Source organism: Pseudomonas sp. MAFF 730105 (assembly GCF_055380705.1).
In genome coordinates this window covers 3500062-3519231 of record NZ_AP018438.1, presented here as the reverse complement: position 1 = coordinate 3519231, position 19170 = coordinate 3500062, and the positions used below count along the sequence as shown (strand labels likewise).

Sequence of the window (19170 nt, the reverse complement as noted above, 5' to 3'; positions counted from 1 at the left end):
TTAGAGCTCCAGTTGGTGAACAATGCGATCGAAGTCCCGATCCAGGTAGGCCGAGGTAAAGCCAAATTGCTTGTACAACCCATGAACCGGGTAATCGGTCGACAGGTTCGTCGAGCACATTTTGCGATACCCCTTGCGCCTGGCTGCATCTATCAGATGCCCCAGCAATAAACGGCCCAGGCCCTTGCGTAGCCAGGGTTCGGCAACGGCGACAGCGCAACCGCAGTGCTCGGGATTATCCGCGGCACGCCTGTAGTGGCTGACGCCGATGACCTGCAACTCGCCCTCATGGTGGATCAGTGCCAGGTAACCTTGGCTGAACGTCTCGGACTCGCTCAGCAGTGTATCGATGGCGTGCCCATCGACATGGTTCACCGCCCCCAGAAAGCGCAAACGCAACGACAGTGGAGACAAACGCTGGAAAAAAAGCAGCAGGCGCGCATGATCGTCGGTCGACAGCGGACGAATGAGCACATGGATTCCGTCGCTCAGCTTCTCCAGCCAGTGTTCTGCGGGCGGTGCTTTATCCATCTCGGCAATGAGAGCAGCAGTGTGTTGATTAGCTAGCATGGTGGACTCCAGCGCACAGTGAGGTCGAACAACGACCGGGATCACATTGAGGGTTCGGTGGCGCCGGCGTATTGATCAAAGTCAGAAAGCGCGATGCGGACCCGCAAAGGCCGTGGCATTCAGCGACATATGCTCCACCCGCACATCCGTACCGCTGCCGTTCGCGGGTTGACCTGGGTCAAACGCAGCCATCCGTACCGCGCCAGAATCAGGCACTCTGCTGATTCGTTCAGGGGCACGGCATGCCTGTCAAATCGCCCACTCCAGGTGTCATTGATTCGCCTGTGTGTGAAGAAGACCCACCCTATAGCCGCTCCGCGCTGTGGCTAAGCTGGCTGCTGGGCGCCGCGATGTTTGCGGCCGTGGTCGGTGTGGCTCTGCGATTCACCGACGTCGAATCGTTCACACGCTTGCTGGCCCGGGCAGAGCCGTTATGGCTGGTCGCCGCACTGGTTCTGCAGGGGCTGACGTATATCGCTCAAGGCCAGGTCTTTCGAGTCGTGCTCAAGGCCGGGGCACAACCGCTTTCACTCTGGGACGCGGGCAGACTCAGTGTGATGAAGCTGTTTGTCGATCAAGCGCTACCGTCCTCGGGCATCAGCGGAGCCTTCGCGGTCGTGGCCTCCTTTGTCCGCCTCGGGTTCGCAAAACCGCTGGTACTGGCAAGCCTGGTGCTGGACTTGTCCGGGTATTTTCTGGCGTATGCAGTGTCAGTCGGCGTGGCATTGCCGGTGGTGATCCTCCAGGGCCATGCCACACCGACGGTCATGACGGCGTGCCTGCTGTTCGTCAGCGTAAGCCTGCTGCTGGCAGTCGTCATGCCTCGACTGACGGGCAACCCGCGATGGGTAGCGCATCTGCCGGGACAGCGCTTTTCGATTGTCGCCAGAGTCGTTTCATTGCTCACTGGCGCGGACAAAGACCTGGCTCGCAGCCCGGGTCTGCTCTGGCGCATTACCCTCTTGGAGCTGATGATCATTGTGCTGGATAGCGCGACATTGTGGGTTCTGGTCCGGGCGCTGGGTGTCTCGGCACCGCCGTTGGGGTTGTTTGCCGGCTTTATGCTGGCCAGTGTGCTGCGCAGTATCGGCATAGTGCCCGGTGGGCTCGGCGCCTTCGAAGCGGCGGCGGTGGTGACGTTGCATTGGGTCGGAGTGAACGTTGCAGTGGCACTTTCCGCCACCTTGTTGTTTCGCGGGTTGACCTTCTGGTTACCGATGCTGCCCGGCCTTTGGCTGGCCCATCGCGAATGGCGCTCCACCGCCAGGCAACCGGAGCGCTTGGCTGCCACCGATTACTGGAGCCCGGCGCTGAACCAGGTATTCAGCAACGTCCACAGCAGCCCGCAAGGGTTGAGCCAGGCCGAGGCCCGTGCGCGCATGCGTAGCGCGCCGGCCCGGCCCAAGGACCGCCCGCGCGGTCTGGGCAGGCTGGTGCTGGAGCAAATGCGCACACCTCTGGTGCTGATCCTGATTGTGGGCACGCTGGTGGCCGTGTCGGTGGGGGACTGGCTGGATGCGGCGATTGTCGGCTGCATTGTGCTCATCAGCGCGGTACTCAGCGCCTGGTATGAAAATCGCGCGAGCACGGCGGTGGAGCAATTGCGCAGCAAGATCGCACTGCGCGCCACGGTACGTCGCGACGGCAAGCCCCTGGATATTGCCGCAAGCGAGGTGGTGCCGGGGGATATCCTGTTGCTCAGCGCCGGCAGCCTGATCGCAGCCGATGGCCGGATTCTGCAGGCCCTCGATTGCTTCATCGGCGAGGGTCTGCTTACTGGCGAAACCTTCCCGGTAGAGAAATTACCGGGCGATTGCACACCTGAGGCCACCCTCGGCCAACGGCACAACTGTGTATTCATGGGCACCTCGGTGCGCAGCGGGACCGCCGAGGTGCTGGTCACCCGCTACGCCTCGGACAGTGAAATCGGGCGCATTGCCAAGACCCTGACGCTGCGCCCGCCCGAGACCGAGTTCGAGCGCGGCCTGCGACGCTTTGGCGGGTTGCTGCTGCGGGTGATGCTGGTGATCACGATTGTGGTGTTCGGCATCAATATCCTGTTGCATCGTCCCGCCCTCGATACCTTGTTGTTTGCCATCGCGCTGTCCATCGGGCTGTCGCCGGAGCTGCTGCCGGCGATCCTGAGTATCACCCTGGCCAAAGGCGCACAACGCATGGCGGGCAAGGGCGTCATCGTGCGTCACCTCAATGCCATCGAAAACCTGGGGGCGATGGACATCCTGTGTACCGACAAGACCGGTACGCTGACCCGAGGTGTCGTCGTGCTGGACGGCGCCATGGACGCAGAGGGCAATGTCGACGCCACTGTCCTGCAGTTGGCGGTATTCAATGCCAGCCTGCAGACCGGCATGCGCAACGCAATGGACGATGCGATCACCCTGGCTGGTAAAACCCTGGCGCCCTGTCCCGGGGCGAGCAAACTCGATGAAGTACCGTATGACTTCGTCCGCAAGCGCTTGAGCGTGGTGGTCGCGAATGCACCGGAGGCCGCCAGGCTGATGGTGACCAAAGGGGCGCTGGATAACGTGCTTGAGGTCTGCACCCATGTGCGCCGCGGCGAACAATTGCTGGCGCTGACCGCGAACGAGCGGGCCGCGATCACGCAGCGTTTCGCCGACTGGAGTGAGCAGGGGTTCAGGGTTCTGGGCTTGGCCACGCGTGTCTTGCCGGACCTTTCGCACTATGGTCGGGACGAAGAAAAGGACATGACCTTTCGCGGTTTTCTCCTGTTCTTCGATCCGCCGGAGCCGGGTGTCAAAGACACCATTGCCAGCCTTGGCCGCCTCGGCGTGCAGGTGAAGATCATCAGCGGCGACAGCCATCTGGTCGCCCGGCATGTCGGCCAGGCCGTGGGCCTGCCGGTGGAGCGGATCATCACCGGTGCCGAACTAGGTGCCATGAAAGACGAGGCATTGATGCACTTGGCGCCGCTGACGACGCTCTTCACCGAAGTCGACCCCAACCAGAAAGAGCGCATCATCCGCGCCCTGCAAAAGACCGGGCACGTCGTCGGTTATATGGGGGACGGCATCAATGATGCTCCGGCGCTGCAGGTGGCCGATATCGGTATTTCCGTGGATAACGCCGCCGATGTGGCCAAACAGGCCGCCGACTTCGTGCTGCTGGAGCACAACCTCGACGTGTTGCGCGAAGGTATCGAGGAGGGCCGGCATACCTTTGCCAATACCCTGAAGTACATTTCCATCGTCTCCAGTGCGAATTTCGGCAACATGATCAGCATGGCTCTCGCATCACTGGTCTTGCCCTTCCTGCCGATGCTGGCCAAGCAGATTTTGCTCAACAACTTCCTCTCTGACATCCCCTCCATGGGTATCGCCAGCGACAACGTCGATCGCGAATGGGAAAACACCCCTCATCGCTGGAACATCAGTGAAATCCGCAACTTCATGGTGGTGTTCGGACTGGTCAGCTCACTGTTCGATGTATTCACCTTCGCGGCGCTGTACCTGTTGGCGGAAAAGGGTCCCGAAGTCTTCCGCAGTGGCTGGTTCGTCGAGTCGCTGTTGACCCAACTATTGACGATTTTCATCGTGCGCACCTACCGCCCGTTCTACCACAGCCGGCCGGCGACGCTGTTGCTGTCGAGTGCCGCGGCCATCGGTGCGTTGGCCGTCGGGCTGCCTTACAGCCCGATAGCGCCGTGGTTTGGCCTGGTACCCTTGCCCTTGCCGATCCTGCTAACGGTGCTGGCAATCAGCGGGGTGTATATGGCGGCGGCTGAAGGAGCGAAGCGGCTCTTCTACCGCCACCAACGTTTGAACCGCGCTCGCGGTATGCCATAGGAACGCGCCTTCCAGGGCTTGCCTCAGGCGATTCGCGAGATGGATGTTCCGCTATTTCTTGTTTCTGATTTTTCTGATCTGGATCAGGACCCGCCCAACAGCGGCTCCTATGCTCGGATTGGCGCCAGGCGTTGGGATAAACCAGTTTGCATTCTGCAGTCCCAATCTCCAGGACCATCGCGACCGGCTGGACCCGAACACAACCGCGCCCTGACGGCCAGTCCGATGTCATCAAACCGCAGGCGTCAGCGCCTGATGAGGTGAGCTATGACCCATAGTCCTTCTCTGCAAACCCTCTGGGAGGATCGGTCTGCGGCCGGTCAAAGCCTGGTGGAGCCGTTGCTTAAATATGCACGGCGCCCCGACGTCATCGTCCTGGCCTTGCCCCGTGGCGGCGTTCCGGTGGCCTATGAGGTGGCGACCGCTCTGCAGGTGCGGCTGGACCTCCTGGTGGTGCGCAAGCTCGGCGTTCCCTCCCAGCCGGAATTCGCCATGGGCGCCATCGCCAGTGGCGGGATACGCATTCGCAATGAAGAGATGCTGCGGGCGCATTCGATAGATCAAGACAGTTATGACGCCGTGGTCGCACGGGAAACCCGCGAGCTATTGCGCCGCGAGCAGGTGTACCGGGGGACGCGGCCGCCGGTGCCACTCAAAGACCAGGTGGTCATCCTGATCGATGACGGCCTGGCCACGGGGGCCTCGATGATCGCCGCCATCCACGCGGTGCAGCTGCAGGCCCCGGCGCGTATCGTCGTGGCGGTGCCGGTGGCGCCGCCAGATACGGTGGAAACCCTGCGCTGCATCGTCAATGAAGTGATTTGCCCGCTGATGCCTGAGCGGATGATGTCCGTGGGTTACTGGTACTCGAGTTTCCCCCAGACCAGTGATGAGGATGTCATTGAGTTAATGCAGCGGGCCTGGCAGCGCGGATCCACGCAAGTTGGGGGATAGCGGCCCGGGCTCGGTAGAAGTCACGGGTGCCGGACGACTGGCAGCCGAATCAGAAATGACAAGCCCCGCACGGTTTGTGCAGTGTATGCTCAAGGAGGCCGTCGCGCCTGAGTACCTCAATATCCGCGGGGTCGAGCAATCGGGATGAGTTTGTGAGGGGCTACACACCTGGCGCCGGCTCTATTTCTACCAAAACCGGGCGTCTTGCCCTCTGCCGTCGAAGAGCGAATCGCAACAGTGCCAATACGAGGAAGAATCATGCGGATGTGGATGATGGCAACGGGAATTTGCCTTGTCGCAATCGTAACCAATGCCCAGGCTCAAACCCCGCCTCAAGCCACCCAGGAGATAAAAGGCTTGCTGGACTTTGTCGAGCACAGTGAATGCCGATTTGTGCGTAACGGAGAAGAGTTCCCAGGTCCTCAGGCGCGCGCGCATCTGGAGAAAAAGCTGAATTACCTTGAGGACAAGAACAAGGTGAACAGTGCAGAAGACTTCATCGATCTTGCTGCCACGCAAAGCAGTATGAGTGGCCGCGACTATGAGGTGCGATGCCCAGAAGGCGCACAGCCTGCTGGCACCTGGCTCAAGCGGGAACTACAGAGACAACGGCAGCTTCATTGATTTTGTCTCAAGACGAATAATGTAAGCACTGCTAAGTTGCTTTCACCGATGAGTGCGGAAAGACAAGATGAGTAGCGAAAGTCCACACATCAACGTTGAGCGTCTTCGTATTCCGCGCACGATCTGGGCTTTGGGTTTTGTCAGCCTGTTCATGGATCTATCGTCCGAGCTTGTACACAGCTTGGTGCCCGTGTTTTTGGTCACCACACTGGGTGCGAGCGCATTGACTGTCGGGATAATCGAGGGGATCGCCGAGTCGACCGCCATGCTCGTCAAGATATTCTCTGGCGCCATCAGCGATTTCATAGGCAGGCGCAAGGGGCTTCTGTTGCTTGGGTATGGTTTGGCGGCCCTGACCAAGCCGCTTTTTCCTTTGGCGCACTCGGTTGAAGTGGTCTTCACTGCACGCTTTCTGGATCGAATCGGAAAAGGTATTCGTGGTGCGCCGCGAGATGCCCTCGTGGCAGATGTCTCGCCACCAGAGATCCGTGGAGCCTGCTTTGGGTTACGCCAATCGATGGATACCGTAGGGGCCGTTCTTGGCCCCGCTCTGGCCATCTTGTTGATGCTGTGGCTCGCGGATATACAGCTTGTACTGTGGGTTGCAGTCATTCCGGCAGCTATAGCGGTGGCGCTCATTGTCACCGGAGTAAAAGAACCCGTTCACGCCTCCCGGGAACACAGATTTCGATCTCCAATACATTGGCGCGTCCTTCACGACTTCTCCGCTGGGTATTGGTGGGTGGTTGTCGTGGGCGGGGTGTTTACGCTTGCCCGGTTCAGTGAAGCGTTTCTGGTATTGCGGGCGCAACAGTTGGGCTTGTCAGCGACCTGGGTTCCGCTGGTGATGGTAGTCATGGCGCTTTTCTATGCGTTGTCCGCTTACCCTGCCGGTTGGCTATCCGATCGTATCAGTCGCACGAAACTGCTCTGTGTGGGTATGGGACTACTTGTCTTGGCGGATCTGGTTCTTGCTCAGTCCAGTTCTGTCATCACGATGCTGCTGGGCGTCGTGTTATGGGGGTTCATATGGGATTCAGCCAAGGCATTCTCGCCTCTCTGGTGGCCGATAAAGCCCCAGGAGAACTCAAGGGTACGGCCTTCGGCATTTTCAATCTGGTCAGCGGTGTATGCATGCTGATCGCCAGCGTTCTTGCGGGCTGGCTATGGCAAAGCATTGGATCAGGCAGCACGTTCCTCATGGGCGCATTGCTTGCCGCAATCGCTCTAGTCCTGCTTTTATTCAAGAAGCAATAGCGTTTTAGGCGGGGAACGCCTTGACGCGCTTTCACGGCGAAAAGAGGGTTTGAAGCCTGCCGGGTTGGTCAGTGCTTGGGGGATCACCGGAAATCCTTTTGCTCTCCTGGACGGGCGTTTGTTGGGCGGCGCGCAAAGCCATTCCGCCGAAGGACACGCTGGCATCCACATAGCGCAACGCGGACTTCATGTCCTTCCAGCCGACATATCCCATCAATCCCTTGATGTCCCAACCGTTCGCAGACGCCCAGGTCGCAAATCCGCGCCGCATCGAGTGACTGCTGTACAACTCCGCTGGCAATCCTGCCTCTTTGAAAATGCGGCGCAACACGGGAATCAAGCTATGCGGTTGCATGGCTTTGCCTGACAGGTTGCCCCAACGATCAATTCGCTGGAACACCGGGCCACTTGCGATTCCGGCCACTGTTATCCAGTTGATATAGGCCTCAACGGGACAGAGCATGACGAGCGCCGGCGTCTGGAAGGTCGCTCCTTCATGCTGACGGTCGCCCTTGGTGTAGGGCAGGAAAAAGGTAATCCCTTCACCGCTTATGGCTTTCGTGTTCTCTACCGTCAGCCTGGTCAACTCATCGCCCCGAAAACCACGCCAGAACCCAATCAAGATAATCGCCACCGAACGACGGTGACGCACCAGCGACTTGTAGTCTCCGCGTTCAAGCGCGGCAGTTGCTTGCCCTTCAAGCCAGGCGACTGCTTGCTCCAGGTGCTTCAGCAGCAGCGGGGCGGCCTGTCTGACCTGTGCAGGGTGCACGACCCTGATGCCTTTGATCATTTGGCGGACATCAGGCGTCTTGGTCGGGTCAGGGAAGCCCTGGGTGATGTGCCACTGGGCCAGGGCCGCCAGACGCTGCTTCAGCGTGTTGATGGAGAGCTTGTCGGCGTACTCCGCGAGGTACCGAACCACACCTGTGCCGGTCGTGGGCAGGTATCCGCCCCACGTGACCTCAAAGTGCTCGATCGCCGCCCGGTAGCTTTTTCGCGTGTTCTCCCGGGTGCCGGCGCTCAGGTACCGATCTGCCTTTTCCATCGTCTGCCGCCTTCAAAATCGGAGCGTTTTTGCCTGCATACGCCGCGGGGAGGTGTTCCGGACGCAGCGACGGTTCAAGAAGCCATAAAGCTCCATTATGGGCTTGTAGAAAATCAAGATCAAAGGGTGTAAGGTTCGCTTAATTCAATATGTATTTACATGACATGTAACACAGTACGAAATCGTAGGAGGCCCCATGGCTCGAGGCGGGATCAACAAAGCTGTAGTGCAGAAGGCACGTCAGGCGCTGCTGGCCAGGGGGGCCAACCCCAGCATCGACGCCGTGCGCGTAGAGCTTGGAAATACGGGGTCCAAGACGACGATTTCTCGTTACCTGAAAGAGCTTGAACCCTCCAATTCAGAGCCCGTTACCTCACGTGAGCGCATGGGTGAAACGCTCAATGGCATGGTGCAGACGCTGCTGGATCAGCTGATGGAGGAGGGCCAGGAAGTCATCTCCCAGGCCACTGCAGCTTTTGAACAGCAGCGGACTGCGCTGGAAAACCAGATCAGCGAACTCAGATCGGAACTGGCCACCGCTCAACGTCAACTGGCTACCCAACAGGCGGCGATAGAGACGCAGAGCGCTGAGCTCGCAACCACCCAGTCCTCGCTCCAGGCTGAGCTGACGCGTAACGCACGACTCAGCCAGCGCTGTACCGACCTGGAATCCTTGGTTGCTGAAAAGGACAAGCACCTCCAATCCCTGGAGGAAAAGCACGTCCAAGCCCGTGGGGCGCTCGAACATTATCGAGAGGCGGCGAAGGAGCAGCGTAATCAGGATCAACGCAGGCACGAGTCTCAACTGCACGAAATGCAGGTTGAGCAACGCAAACTGCGAGAGACTATCGCCGTAAAACAGGACGACCTGACGCGGCTCAATCGCGACAATGAACGCCTGCTCGGTGAAGCCCGGCAGCAAACCAAGGCCCTGCACACGCAGGAAGCCTTGGTTCAGTCGCTCAACACTCAAATTGAGGCACTACGCCAGGGCGAGGCCAAGACCGCTGGGCTGACTGAACACCTCATGGAACAGATCTCGGCTCTGCGTGAAGAGGTAAAGGCGCTCCACAAGGCCGCCGCTGTAGCCGATCTGCGTGAGCAGGAAACCACGGCGCTGATCGCGTCGCTTCAGAAAGAGAATGAGCAACTTCGGCGGGTTGAGAGCGGTGAATCAGGCCCGGAGGAGGGGAGCGATGCCTCCTCAGGGGTAGAGAAGAAACAACTCGCCGGGCACGCCAAGCCTTCGAAACGACCTAGGAGATGAAGCATGGATCAGATCGCAGGAAATCCGCAGAGCCGTGATGAAGGCTCGTCAGCTTGGAAATTCGCTCATCAGCGTCTCTCCCGGATGCTGATGGACAGGGTTGAGCCGTTTGGCTCCCTGGTTCCGATCATGAAGCTGCATGCCGCCGACACCAGAGAACACCGGCCGATATTCAACGTCACCGAGAGGCGAACCGGTTAAAAGCGTCCCAGCTTGAGGGGGTATTCGATCACGATATAAACCCGGTCGATGTCATCCCCACCCTCGGCGCTATTGGCCCGATGGGTCACCTGGGACACCTGCACGGACAAATCCTTGGCCGGTCCCGATTGCACGGTGTAGTGCAGATCGATATCCCGTTCCCAATGGCGTCCTCCGTCCCCTTGTTGCGGGACGAACTGGCCGGCATCCGGGTCAAATGGGTTGTACGCCCCACCTTGGGGGGCATGGGTGCCATCGATGCCGCGGCCGGTGACGTAGCGGGTCATGAATTTCAATCCCGGGACGCCGAAGGCTCCCAGATCCAGGTCGTAGCGCGCCTGCCACGAACGTTCGCCTGCACCGTTGAAGTCGGCGTATTTGATGGAGTTGGCGAGGTAGATCGAGTCGCCGCCCACAAAGTCGAAGGGCGTGTCGCCATGGATCTTCTGATAAGCCAGGGTGAAGCCCTGGGCGCCGACGGTGTATTTGCCAGACAGGCTATAGGCGGTGTTATCAATCGCGCCGGCCTCGGCGTCAGCGTAATCCTGGGTGTGGTAAAGGTTGCCGTCCAGAAAGAACCCGGATTGCTTCAGATGCAGGTTGGCGTAGTACTGACGCCAGGTGTCGCTCAGCTCGGACGCGTACAGAGCACCGCCCAACGGCTGGTCCTCGAACAATTGGGCACCGAGGAAACTGATGTCACCGGTTTCGGTGCTCACTCCATAACCGGTGAAGTCCCCTCTGTGGGTCGAGGCATCCTGATTCTTGAACGCGGTGAAGCGCCCGGCCTGCAAATGCACGTCGTCGAACTCCCGTCTGTCGAGCAGAAACCCCGTGGCGTATTCCGGTTGTAAGCGTTTGTCGGCGGTGTCGAACACCGGGGTTTCCACGGTCATCTCACCGTAGGCCAAGGTGGTCCGAGACGCGCGCAGTTTCAACGCGCCACCGGCACTGGAGAAGTCGCTCTCACTGCGGCCATCCGAATCCAGCGGCAGCAAACCCGTTCCGGAATGCCCCTTGCCGCCATCCAGCTTCACACCGAGAAAACCATGGGCGTCGACACCAAACCCGACGGTGCCAGGGGTAAAGCCGGAGGCAAATGAGGCGATGAAACCTTGGGCCCACTCCTGCTTATAGTTTTTGTTCGCCGGGGAAGGGGATCGGTAGTCATTCTGCAGGAAGAAATTGCGGCTCAGCACATCCAGGGTTGAGCCGTCCATAAAGCCTTGCGCCGATGGCTCGGCAGCCAGGGCGGTGCCGCAGGTGCCGATTAGCAACATGGATAACCAGAGCTTGGGGCGTGGCCATGGTTGCGCGCGAGCTTTATTGCTGCAAAGGCTCTGGGTGTTCAGTGCTTGGTTTGCGGTATGCATGCTGTAGCCAGTTCGGTGACGAGGGCCTGATTATTGGCCGCGGGGCTCTGGCTGGTGAGTTAAACGTTGTTAATTCTGAGTGGGTACGACTCAGTGAGGTGGGTAACCGTCGGCCTGAACCAAGCTGGGATCGGTGGCCTACATATAATTTCCTGGTCTACGCTCGCATTAGTGTCTCTTCGTCAGAGGCAGAGGCAGAGGCAGAGGCAGAGACGAGTCGTATACCTATGGATGCGATTTTTGATGAAGGCGTCGACACAGCGCCGGACTGCTACCCAAGGCAATCGACACAATTATTTCTTGGTGAAAGCAATGGGCACTAACATTTCCTATCGATCTAGGCTTGCCTACAGAAATTTTGCCATCTTTAGTTTCGCTGGTTATTTGGTGTATGTAATTGTTGTTTTGTGGCATCAGTCCATATCATACATTCCGGATATATTAAACGAGTCGTCTGGTGTCCTTTCAGAAGAGAGGTTTAAGGGTAAAGCCATCACAAAAATCATCGATGGTGAGAATGTGTATCGGTTTACCTGCGCTTCAAATTTAGGAGGTTATCCTACGTGCATAACGAAGCAGACAAGTTCGGACTTGTTAGGGAAGCGTGCCCGTGTTTTCTGGTATGAGCAAAAATTTTTGCCAGCGTTGGGGCAGCGAAAATTAGTCGTTCTGGTGGTGGAGGGTAAAGAGATCATCAGTAGAGCAATGTCCGAGGAAAGGCTGGCTAAAGGTAAGAAAGGTAGTGTTTGGATTCTCGGTGGCGTTGGTTTGTTTGCGCTTTGCATTTCCGCCTTCTTTTTAAGGAAGGCAAGGGGAAACTGAAGCGGATAAAAATACATCATATGCAATTTCCAGTGCCCAGTCTTACCTGGGCTCTGTAAGAAAAGAGATATCGCAAACATTGCATGAATAAGCCAGTGAAACCATGCGGCATAGCTTTTCGTGAGCTTATCGAAGCGTGTCGATCGAGCCTTGCTCATTCAATCTCAGGTAGTCGGGCTAAAGCTAACGCAAACTCGTAAAGCATTGAACGCCTCGCAGCGCCTGTCCTCCAATCACTATCGGAAAGAAGAAGGAGGACTGACATGCAGCCTAAGACTGAAGGACTTGAAGAGCACGGCCCTAGCGGCGTGCCCTACATAAACGATCCGGAAAAGCCCACTTCACCGCCCTTGAACGATGCCGACGCCACTGATGCAGCCGAGGCGGAGGAAGATATTCAGGACGAAGCAGAATCCATTTAAATGTGAGGAGCAAGGCAATGGACAACTATCACCTGAGCCCTTCTGCGGATGGTTGGGAACTGAAGAAGGCCGGCGCAGAGCGTGCCTCTAAAAAAGCGGCCACTAAGCAGGAGTTGATGAGCGCTCTGACAGATTTCTTTGATGGCAAAACCGCCTCGGTGAAGATTCACAAAGCCGATGGTTCCATTGAGGAAGAACGCACCTATCCGCGTTCCGCTGACCCCAGGCGAACCAAGGGGTGACTCCCATCTCCGCTGCCGACCTGGGTATCGAGATCGACGACCCGAGCAGCCACGGAGTGTATCGGTGGCTGCTCGCCAGTTTTCTGATCGGTAAAAGGATTCGTTCCTCTGTCGCCGTTGAGGCGTACCGGAACCTGGTCGATCGATATGGCCTGGATACACCTGCAAAGCTCGCCCGATGCTCACATCGAGATCTTGTCAGGCTCCTCGGGCAAGCGGGCTACGCACGATACGATGAATCCACGGCGCGGCGACTGCACGAGCTTGGTGTGGGGCTGGATGCCGGACTGGAATGTCGGATGAATGCTTTGCAGAGTGGGTCAATGAAGTCAGCTGAGTTTGAGCGATGGTTGCTCAGCTTTAATGGCATCGGGCCGAAGACGTTAGAGATCTTCAAGCGCGGAGTTGCCCTAGGAGACAAATCCGGATTCTGAAAGGACTATCGTTTTGCGCACCTATTTGTACGACTACGACGCGCAATGGTCCGATGAGCCGTTTGAGCAGCTGTACTCGGTGAAGTATCCCGGCGAGAAGTTCCCCCAGCCTGAGTTTTATGTACAACTGATTGCATTCGAGAAAGGCAGCCAGGGTCTGTTCAGTTCCGAAACCTTAGATACCCCAATCAGCTAAGATAGCCGACCGGCTTATATAACGTTTGAGGATGGATCCCGGCTTGGCGCAAGGCCCGAAATCCGCCTGGGTTCGTTGACGTACGATTACCCACCCGAAGATGAAAAGTACTCCCGCCAGTCGCCCTATAACATCAATAGCGATGAAGTACGGCGACGCATCCCCAAGATCACTAACGACAATCATCAAGGGTCTGTCTATGTGATTTTCAAGACCGGCGCCTTCAATGCGAACTCCAGGTGGAAGATCAACCTGGGAACGTTGGAGGTCGAGAACCATAAGGTGGAAATTCCGCAGCTTGAGTTGTGTTATCCCCGGTCAAGAAGTGGATCGGTATCGAGCCGCTGATGCGTTCGTAAGAAGCGACGGGTTGAGCGATATATGCTCCAATGGCATCCTTTATTGATTACCGAGACCTCATCATGGCTGACGCCAGCGACCAAGCCTTCTACGACCGTGCGGACGCCCATATCGAGCTGTCAAACGAACAGCTCAAAACCTATGGAAATCTCGGTGGGGTCAGCGCATCCATGATGTTCGGCACTACGCGTTTCAACGCGTGGGCGAGCGCGCAAAACTTCAAGTCTGGTGCCGAAATGGCCGATGCGCGGGAAGCATTGTTGAAATATTTCTGCGATCAGTTCCGGATGATGCTTGAGGATAATTTGGATGATCACATCAACAATTTCAGTCAGTACATGCAGGTGAAATAGGTTCGGGTGCCGAGACATCCAAACCCGCTCGGCACCGCACAGAATCCACTACTATCAGACCGCTTTCGATAGTCCAAGTCTCTGAAACGACTAGGGCACCCAATGGAACCAGGGAGAAATGGATGTACGTCAATCAAAAATCTGGTCGGTATATCTTGGTGGCCAGCGCATTGCTGATCAGCGGTTGCACTTCGTTTTTACAGGGTAAGCAATATGTCGTTCCCGGACCCAGCGATCCCGCTGCAACCGTTCGCCTCAAGGCCGGAGGAGGGGCGAGGCTGGATGCCATGACCTTCAGCGACAACGGATGTTATGCCGGTTATACGGTTCTGCCCTCCAACGGGGACTATATCGAATCACGGGTTGCCGTAGACAAAGAGCTGATACTGACTTACTGGCAAGTCGCAGGCAGCAGCGCTTGCAAGATCCCGTTCTCATTCAAACCGCAGAATGGAGCCACCTATACCTTGACTTCGGGCTCTTGGACCGAGCCCAAGGCAGGCATTCTTCCGATCTTCAACCGAGACGAGTCTTACTGCGGGCTGACGGTCATCAAGAAAATCGGCGAGCAGGAGAGTGTCGAACCCATTCAACAATTGCAAATCAAGACTGGGTTCGGGTGCCTTAGGTTCGTTAAATAAGGACATTTTCCGGGCTTCCTGGAGATCCTGGTCTTGCGCGCTGAGCTCGCCATCGTTGAGGGGATAAGCGGTGGACATGTTCAACCTCCTTGAGCACAGGCATCCAGCGCTTGGCTGATGTCGGCCAGCAGGTCCGCGATGTCTTCAAGGCCCACCGATAAACGCACCAGCCCCTCGGAAATCCCGTGGTGCGCACGCTCTTCAGGCGTGTAGGTGGAATGGGTCATGCTGGCTGGATGCTGGGCCAGGGACTCGGCGTCTCCCAGGCTGACCGCGCGGGCGAACAACTCCAGTGCGTTCATGAAACGCCGGCCGGTGGTCAGGCCGCCCTTGAGTTCGAAGGCGATCATGCCCCCGGGCAACTTCATTTGCCTCGACGCCAGGTCGTACTGAGCAAAGGAGGGCAGGCCGGGGTAAGTGACCCATTCGACGGCCGGGTGCGCATGTAAATACTCGGCGATCACCTGGGCGTTGCTACAATGGCGTTCCATGCGCAGTGACAGGGTCTTGAGCCCGCGCATCAGCAGAAAAGCGTCCTGAGGCGACATTACCGCACCGGTCAGGTCCTTGAGGCCTTGCAGGCGAATGCAGTCCGCCAGTGGATGACTGGTAACCACGATGCCGGCCGTGATATCGCCATGGCCACTGAGGTACTTGGTGGCCGAATGCACCACTACATCCGCACCCATTTCCAAGGGGCGTTGCAGGTATGGAGTGCAGTAGGTGTTATCGACCACCAAGGTGACATTCCGATGATGATGGGCAATCTTAGCCACCGCGCAGATGTCGACCAACTGCATGTTCGGATTGGCTGGGGATTCGAAATAGATCATGCGCGTCGAAGGACTGATAGCATCGCGCAGTTCGGCCAGGTTGGACATGTCAACATGGCGCACCTTGACGCCAAACTCGCCGATACCGTGGTGCAGCAGGGCGAAGGTGCAACCGTACAACGTACGGTTGAGAATGATCTCGTCACCGGGGCGCAGCAGGGTCCAAAAGGTCGCGGCAATGGCTCCCATGCCGGAGCTGAAGGCCACCGCCGCCTCGCCGTTTTCCAAAGCCGCCATGCGTGACTCCAACAGAGCCAATGTGGGGTTGGAGATCCGCGTGTAAAAATGCCCGGATTCTTCGCCGGCGAAACAACCGGCGCCGTACTCGGCGGTAGGGAAGGCGAACGTGGAGGTCAGGTAGATCGGCGGGATCAGTGCGCCGTTGTTGTCCAGCGGCTTATAGCCGTGATGGATGGCGCGGGTGGAAAAGCCCAGTTCATTGTTTTTATTGTTCATGTTGGACGCTCCTGTATTTCCTACAATGCTATGCTCAATTTCAACAAGAAAAATTCCAAATTGACTCAGAAATAACCCGTAAATTGGAATAAAGGCTCCGGAAAACAAAATTTGGAGGCAAGACATGCCCAGCGAGCTGGATCGTACCGACAAGGCCTTACTCGCGGCCCTGCAAGGCAACGCCCGGCTGACCATCGCCGAACTGGCCGAACATGTGGCGCTGACCACTTCGCCGTGTTGGCGCCGGGTGAAAATTCTTGAAGAGAACGCAGTGATTACCGGCTACCAGGCGATTCTTTCGCCCAAGGCACTCGGCTACGGCGTCACCGCATTTGTTAGCGTGATGATGGAGTCCCACAGTCAGGAAATGGCTCGATCCTTCGAACAGCGCCTATTGGAAATCCCGGAGATCGTCGCCTGTCACAACGTTTCCGGACGCTACGATTTTCTACTGGAAGTGGTGGCCAAAGACCTGGAGTCTTTCGGCGAGTTTGCGCGAGAGGTGCTGCAAACCTTGCCGGCGGTCAAAGAGATTTATTCAAGTTTTTCGTTCAAATCGGTCAAGCCCTCGCGAGTGATCCCGGTGCTGGGCTGAGCGCGGTATTACCTTTTGATGTTTGTCCGGGCAGGCGCGTTATTTGGAGTGAAAGGCCAGGTCGCAATATGGCTTCGTTAGCGAAGCTGATCACTTCAAGCACAGATGAGCTTGTCCACCTGTGCGCTGCGCAGTTGAGGAGGGCCCTCAGTTGAATACGTCGATGGTTCCAATTGCGATAGCCGCCACGAACATGACCAGGCACGTACCCGCGCCTTAGCTTCGGTCATCAGCGCCCATTATCAGACTGAGGAGCTTTTGAGCAGGCCAACTCCCAGCGCGAGAACGTTCGTTCAGCTACTGCCCTTGTGCTGATGAGGTTGCCAGATTTGCACGGGCCCACTCCTCAGCGGTCGTGACTTGAATCGACTGCTGCGCGTTGAAAGTGCCTGCTTTAGGCCAAGCCACGCCTCTGCCCTGGGCGAACACAGCGCGGTACTTCTTGATGTGATGCGTTGGGTCTTTCTCCAATTCTTGGAGCAAGTACGGAACAGTCCACACGTTACGTTTGAACGGGCGGCCCAGTACACGTTCGAGGAGGCTCGCAAGCTCTCCATATGTCACTGTGTCTCCCGAGAGATACACAATCTGATCGCGGAAGCGAGGTTCGAAGAAAACAATTTCCGCTGTCAACGCACCAATGTCGTCTGGAGTCGTGAGCGTCACGCTGGTCTCAAGACTGCCTAGCGCGTTCACGGTATCGTTTTCGAAGTCAACCACCTCGAATACTGGTTCGAACAGAAAGCTGGTGAACATACCCGTCGAGATGATTACCCATTCAGTTTTATCCTGGGCACGAAGCAATTCGCGAACATCAAGCTGAGCATCGAACAGATCCTGAGGACTGCCCCGACCGATTACCTCGAAGTCGACACCAAACTGCCACGGGAAGTAACGCTTCACACCGGACCTCAGAGCAGCGGTAGCCAGCTTCATTGGAGTTTCCCGGCCTGCAACCATCCCTGCACAGCCTATTACGGTATCGAAACGTGCAAATACTTCAGCCAGCTGATCGATTGAGTCATTCACGAGGTCTGCGGCCACCATCTGGATGCCGAGGCCCCGAAGCTCATCGATTTCGACCTTTTTCTCGGGCACTTGAGTGTTGATGGTCGAATCCCTGAGCAGGACGCTGATTGTGGAGCCGGGCGCGCGCTTTGCTACTCGCGCAAGATTGCGCAGAACCGGCAGCCCAAGCTCACCGGCGCCTAGAACGAGAATGGATTGGGGGGAAAACTGGGTCACTTCGGTCATGATTTCTCCTGAGACCTGTTGCCTGTAAGATGAACAAATGCTTGCACGATTAGGCAACGTCCGTAAGAAGGCACACCTGTGATACCAGAGAAAGAAATGACCGATCAGGAGGCTCTCAGCCAGGCAGAAACAATTTGCCGGACGCTTAGAGAAGACGATGATGGCGTCAGACGAGAAGTGCTTGCTCATGCAGGCAGCCGCTGGTCGTTAGGTATTCTGCATGCTCTGGGGGTGTACGGCACGATGCGCCATGCCGAAATAAAAAGGCAGATGGCAGGGGTGACTCAGCGGATGTTAACCAAGACGCTACGTTCCATGGAGCGGGATGGCCTAGTGGTTCGGCGGGAGTTCGGTGAGATTCCGCCACGTGTCGAGTATGAGCTGACGCCGCTGGGTATGGGACTGTTGATCCGCATGTCACCTATCTGGACTTGGGTTGTCGAGAACGTTGAGGATTTCCGCAAGGCGCGGCGTATTTTCGACAGTCAGGATGACAAAAAGCCCGCATGGCAAATACCTGCATCGACATCATTGGATTCAGACGCGTCTGACTGAAGGTAGCTCACAGTGTGTTCAGACACTTCATTTAACATAATATACATTATGCGTAACAAGATATTACCGTGGATATGAGCGTACCTCGCTCCAGCGCTTACAGGATTTGGATCAAGACAAACACGGGTGCCTGTCGATCCCTTGAGACTCAGCTCACACGCTACGGGCCTGGCTCTTGTTCTGCGAGGAAGCCCGTGCAAGTCTGCTGCACGTAGGTCTCCAAGGCTCAACGAAATAGTCCGCGAAGCCTTGGAACTAGAAAAGCACTTACAATCGTTTTCCCTTTATTCGGACCATCATCATGCAGCGTCTCTTACCCCTGGCTCTATTCCTCCTGACCAGCCAGGCCATGGCGTACCCAGCCCTCAAGGACACCGAGCTCTACACCCAGAACGCCAGCGACTGCCAGGATGTCGATCTCAGCACTTGGCAGCATCCAGCGCGAACCGTGCTGGAGAAAAACGGCATCAAGCTGGAGCGGGTTCAGCTATGCAACGGTGGACGCTATCCGATCTTTCTGGGTGAAGTCCCGTACGACCCTCAGGGTCAGACCAAGGATTTCTTTCTTCCCTTGTATGAGCAACTACGCAAGGCCAACGGCAAGTGGCCGTACGTACTGGTCGCCAGCAATTATGGCGAGATGGTGTATGTCAGTTATCCAAGGAACGATACTATCTCCCTGGCCTATGAGAATTTTGAGGCGCCCTAGGCTCTGTACGAAAAGCCTTGATACTCGTTCATGCCGCGTACAGGCCACTAGCGCTGGCTGACTGCTCGCGGCAACGGGCTCCTTCAGCCCTTCTACCCTGCCCCCGGATCGTCGAATTGCCTGGACTTCTCGTTCGGATACAAGTGGTTATCCGGTCGCGAGATTGCCAGGCATGCCTGT

At 57.2% G+C, this 19170-nt stretch carries 21 protein-coding genes and 1 pseudogene; 17 read left to right on the top strand and 5 right to left on the bottom strand.

From position 1 onward, the window contains the following. Positions 1 to 570, bottom strand: coding sequence for a GNAT family N-acetyltransferase (locus tag PCOSP_RS15445; protein ID WP_464708902.1), 570 nt, complete (start codon positions 568 to 570; stop codon positions 1 to 3). Positions 571 to 812: 242 nt separating this feature from the next. Here PCOSP_RS15445 and mgtA point away from each other — a divergent pair, with 242 nt between their 5' ends. The 5 genes and pseudogenes from mgtA (at position 813) to PCOSP_RS15420 (ending at position 7229) form a co-directional block, all read left to right on the top strand. Continuing rightward, on the top strand, positions 813 to 4394 hold the full coding sequence (mgtA, locus tag PCOSP_RS15440) for a magnesium-translocating P-type ATPase (RefSeq protein ID WP_464708901.1): 3582 nt from the start codon (positions 813 to 815) through the stop codon (positions 4392 to 4394). Between the two features lie 267 nt (positions 4395 to 4661). Then, positions 4662 to 5348 carry a phosphoribosyltransferase gene (locus PCOSP_RS15435; RefSeq protein WP_464708900.1) on the top strand — a complete coding sequence of 229 codons (687 nt, stop codon included), beginning with the start codon at positions 4662 to 4664 and terminating at the stop codon, positions 5346 to 5348. 258 nt (positions 5349 to 5606) lie between these two features. Continuing rightward, positions 5607 to 5972, top strand: a complete 366-nt coding sequence (locus PCOSP_RS15430; protein WP_041022809.1) for a YfeK family protein — start codon at positions 5607 to 5609, stop codon at positions 5970 to 5972. 67 nt (positions 5973 to 6039) lie between these two features. Beyond that, positions 6040 to 6954: pseudogene (locus PCOSP_RS15425) on the top strand (MFS transporter); the annotation flags it as partial. Then, positions 6867 to 7229, top strand: coding sequence for an MFS transporter (locus PCOSP_RS15420; protein ID WP_464711947.1), 363 nt, complete (start codon positions 6867 to 6869; stop codon positions 7227 to 7229). The pseudogene PCOSP_RS15425 and the gene PCOSP_RS15420, both read left to right, overlap by 88 nt. A gap of 31 nt (positions 7230 to 7260) precedes the next feature. Here the strand turns inward: PCOSP_RS15420 and PCOSP_RS15415 are convergent, their stop codons facing one another. Next, positions 7261 to 8277 carry a tyrosine-type recombinase/integrase gene (locus PCOSP_RS15415; RefSeq protein WP_464708898.1) on the bottom strand — a complete coding sequence of 339 codons (1017 nt, stop codon included), beginning with the start codon at positions 8275 to 8277 and terminating at the stop codon, positions 7261 to 7263. A gap of 196 nt (positions 8278 to 8473) precedes the next feature. Between PCOSP_RS15415 and PCOSP_RS15410 the strand changes: the two genes are divergently transcribed. Further along, entirely contained in the window at positions 8474 to 9544 is a 1071-nt protein-coding gene (locus tag PCOSP_RS15410; protein WP_464708897.1) for a DNA-binding protein, read from the top strand. A 3-nt stretch (positions 9545 to 9547) separates the two neighbouring features. Beyond that, positions 9548 to 9745 (top strand): hypothetical protein, encoded by a 198-nt coding sequence (locus PCOSP_RS15405; protein ID WP_464708896.1) that lies wholly within the window; start codon positions 9548 to 9550, stop codon positions 9743 to 9745. Here PCOSP_RS15405 and PCOSP_RS15400 read toward each other — a convergent pair. Beyond that, on the bottom strand, positions 9742 to 11025 hold the full coding sequence (locus PCOSP_RS15400) for an OprD family porin (protein WP_464708894.1): 1284 nt from the start codon (positions 11023 to 11025) through the stop codon (positions 9742 to 9744). The two genes, PCOSP_RS15405 and PCOSP_RS15400, sit on opposite strands and share 4 nt — an antisense overlap. Positions 11026 to 11430: 405 nt before the next feature. Here PCOSP_RS15400 and PCOSP_RS15395 point away from each other — a divergent pair, with 405 nt between their 5' ends. From PCOSP_RS15395 to PCOSP_RS15365, 7 genes are all read left to right on the top strand, one after another. Further along, on the top strand, positions 11431 to 11940 hold the full coding sequence (locus PCOSP_RS15395; protein ID WP_464708893.1) for a hypothetical protein: 510 nt from the start codon (positions 11431 to 11433) through the stop codon (positions 11938 to 11940). A gap of 263 nt (positions 11941 to 12203) precedes the next feature. Continuing rightward, complete coding sequence (locus tag PCOSP_RS15390) at positions 12204 to 12362, top strand: hypothetical protein (protein WP_162843603.1); 159 nt, start codon at positions 12204 to 12206, stop codon at positions 12360 to 12362. 17 nt (positions 12363 to 12379) lie between these two features. Continuing rightward, on the top strand, positions 12380 to 12604 hold the full coding sequence (locus tag PCOSP_RS15385) for a DUF2188 domain-containing protein (protein WP_464708892.1): 225 nt from the start codon (positions 12380 to 12382) through the stop codon (positions 12602 to 12604). Next, positions 12601 to 13038 (top strand): HhH-GDP family DNA glycosylase, encoded by a 438-nt coding sequence (locus tag PCOSP_RS15380; RefSeq protein ID WP_464708890.1) that lies wholly within the window; start codon positions 12601 to 12603, stop codon positions 13036 to 13038. Before PCOSP_RS15385 ends, PCOSP_RS15380 begins: the two co-directional genes overlap by 4 nt. Positions 13039 to 13051: 13 nt before the next feature. Next, positions 13052 to 13234 (top strand): hypothetical protein, encoded by a 183-nt coding sequence (locus PCOSP_RS15375; protein WP_464708889.1) that lies wholly within the window; start codon positions 13052 to 13054, stop codon positions 13232 to 13234. A 422-nt stretch (positions 13235 to 13656) separates the two neighbouring features. After that, the gene (locus PCOSP_RS15370) at positions 13657 to 13947 is read left to right on the top strand and encodes a DUF3144 domain-containing protein (RefSeq protein ID WP_464708888.1); all 291 of its coding nucleotides are present in this window, start codon (positions 13657 to 13659) and stop codon (positions 13945 to 13947) included. A gap of 122 nt (positions 13948 to 14069) precedes the next feature. Then, positions 14070 to 14588: a hypothetical protein gene (locus tag PCOSP_RS15365; protein WP_464708887.1), complete on the top strand. Its 519-nt coding sequence runs from the start codon at positions 14070 to 14072 to the stop codon at positions 14586 to 14588. Between the two features lie 80 nt (positions 14589 to 14668). On the opposite strand, the gene PCOSP_RS15360 is transcribed toward PCOSP_RS15365, so the two are convergent. Further along, entirely contained in the window at positions 14669 to 15877 is a 1209-nt protein-coding gene (locus tag PCOSP_RS15360) for a methionine gamma-lyase (RefSeq protein ID WP_464708886.1), read from the bottom strand. 124 nt (positions 15878 to 16001) lie between these two features. Between PCOSP_RS15360 and PCOSP_RS15355 the strand changes: the two genes are divergently transcribed. Next, positions 16002 to 16472 (top strand): Lrp/AsnC family transcriptional regulator, encoded by a 471-nt coding sequence (locus PCOSP_RS15355; protein ID WP_041022790.1) that lies wholly within the window; start codon positions 16002 to 16004, stop codon positions 16470 to 16472. A gap of 297 nt (positions 16473 to 16769) precedes the next feature. Here the strand turns inward: PCOSP_RS15355 and PCOSP_RS15350 are convergent, their stop codons facing one another. Then, positions 16770 to 17726: an aromatic alcohol reductase gene (locus PCOSP_RS15350; RefSeq protein ID WP_464708884.1), complete on the bottom strand. Its 957-nt coding sequence runs from the start codon at positions 17724 to 17726 to the stop codon at positions 16770 to 16772. Positions 17727 to 17822: 96 nt separating this feature from the next. Between PCOSP_RS15350 and PCOSP_RS15345 the strand changes: the two genes are divergently transcribed. Both PCOSP_RS15345 and PCOSP_RS15340 read left to right on the top strand, forming a co-directional pair. Then, positions 17823 to 18281, top strand: a complete 459-nt coding sequence (locus PCOSP_RS15345) for a winged helix-turn-helix transcriptional regulator (protein WP_464708883.1) — start codon at positions 17823 to 17825, stop codon at positions 18279 to 18281. Positions 18282 to 18582: 301 nt separating this feature from the next. Beyond that, entirely contained in the window at positions 18583 to 18990 is a 408-nt protein-coding gene (locus PCOSP_RS15340) for a hypothetical protein (RefSeq protein ID WP_139650064.1), read from the top strand. The last annotated feature ends 180 nt before the right edge of the window (positions 18991 to 19170 follow it).

Bases quoted from the DNA above. Each gene is read 5' to 3' on its own strand.
- PCOSP_RS15370 (WP_464708888.1), top strand. From the start codon at position 13,657: ATGGCTGACGCCAGCGACCAAGCCTTCTACGACCGTGCGGACGCCCAT.
- PCOSP_RS15365 (WP_464708887.1), top strand. From the start codon at position 14,070: ATGTACGTCAATCAAAAATCTGGTCGGTATATCTTGGTGGCCAGCGCA.
- PCOSP_RS15390 (WP_162843603.1), top strand. From the start codon at position 12,204: ATGCAGCCTAAGACTGAAGGACTTGAAGAGCACGGCCCTAGCGGCGTG.
- PCOSP_RS15350 (WP_464708884.1), bottom strand. From the start codon at position 17,726: ATGACCGAAGTGACCCAGTTTTCCCCCCAATCCATTCTCGTTCTAGGC.
- PCOSP_RS15355 (WP_041022790.1), top strand. From the start codon at position 16,002: ATGCCCAGCGAGCTGGATCGTACCGACAAGGCCTTACTCGCGGCCCTG.
- PCOSP_RS15345 (WP_464708883.1), top strand. From the start codon at position 17,823: ATGACCGATCAGGAGGCTCTCAGCCAGGCAGAAACAATTTGCCGGACG.
- PCOSP_RS15415 (WP_464708898.1), bottom strand. From the start codon at position 8,277: ATGGAAAAGGCAGATCGGTACCTGAGCGCCGGCACCCGGGAGAACACG.
- PCOSP_RS15410 (WP_464708897.1), top strand. From the start codon at position 8,474: ATGGCTCGAGGCGGGATCAACAAAGCTGTAGTGCAGAAGGCACGTCAG.
- PCOSP_RS15445 (WP_464708902.1), bottom strand. From the start codon at position 570: ATGCTAGCTAATCAACACACTGCTGCTCTCATTGCCGAGATGGATAAA.
- PCOSP_RS15405 (WP_464708896.1), top strand. From the start codon at position 9,548: ATGGATCAGATCGCAGGAAATCCGCAGAGCCGTGATGAAGGCTCGTCA.
- PCOSP_RS15340 (WP_139650064.1), top strand. From the start codon at position 18,583: ATGCAGCGTCTCTTACCCCTGGCTCTATTCCTCCTGACCAGCCAGGCC.
- PCOSP_RS15430 (WP_041022809.1), top strand. From the start codon at position 5,607: ATGCGGATGTGGATGATGGCAACGGGAATTTGCCTTGTCGCAATCGTA.
- PCOSP_RS15385 (WP_464708892.1), top strand. From the start codon at position 12,380: ATGGACAACTATCACCTGAGCCCTTCTGCGGATGGTTGGGAACTGAAG.
- mgtA (WP_464708901.1), top strand. From the start codon at position 813: ATGCCTGTCAAATCGCCCACTCCAGGTGTCATTGATTCGCCTGTGTGT.
- PCOSP_RS15400 (WP_464708894.1), bottom strand. From the start codon at position 11,025: ATGTTGCTAATCGGCACCTGCGGCACCGCCCTGGCTGCCGAGCCATCG.
- PCOSP_RS15360 (WP_464708886.1), bottom strand. From the start codon at position 15,877: ATGAACAATAAAAACAATGAACTGGGCTTTTCCACCCGCGCCATCCAT.
- PCOSP_RS15435 (WP_464708900.1), top strand. From the start codon at position 4,662: ATGACCCATAGTCCTTCTCTGCAAACCCTCTGGGAGGATCGGTCTGCG.
- PCOSP_RS15395 (WP_464708893.1), top strand. From the start codon at position 11,431: ATGGGCACTAACATTTCCTATCGATCTAGGCTTGCCTACAGAAATTTT.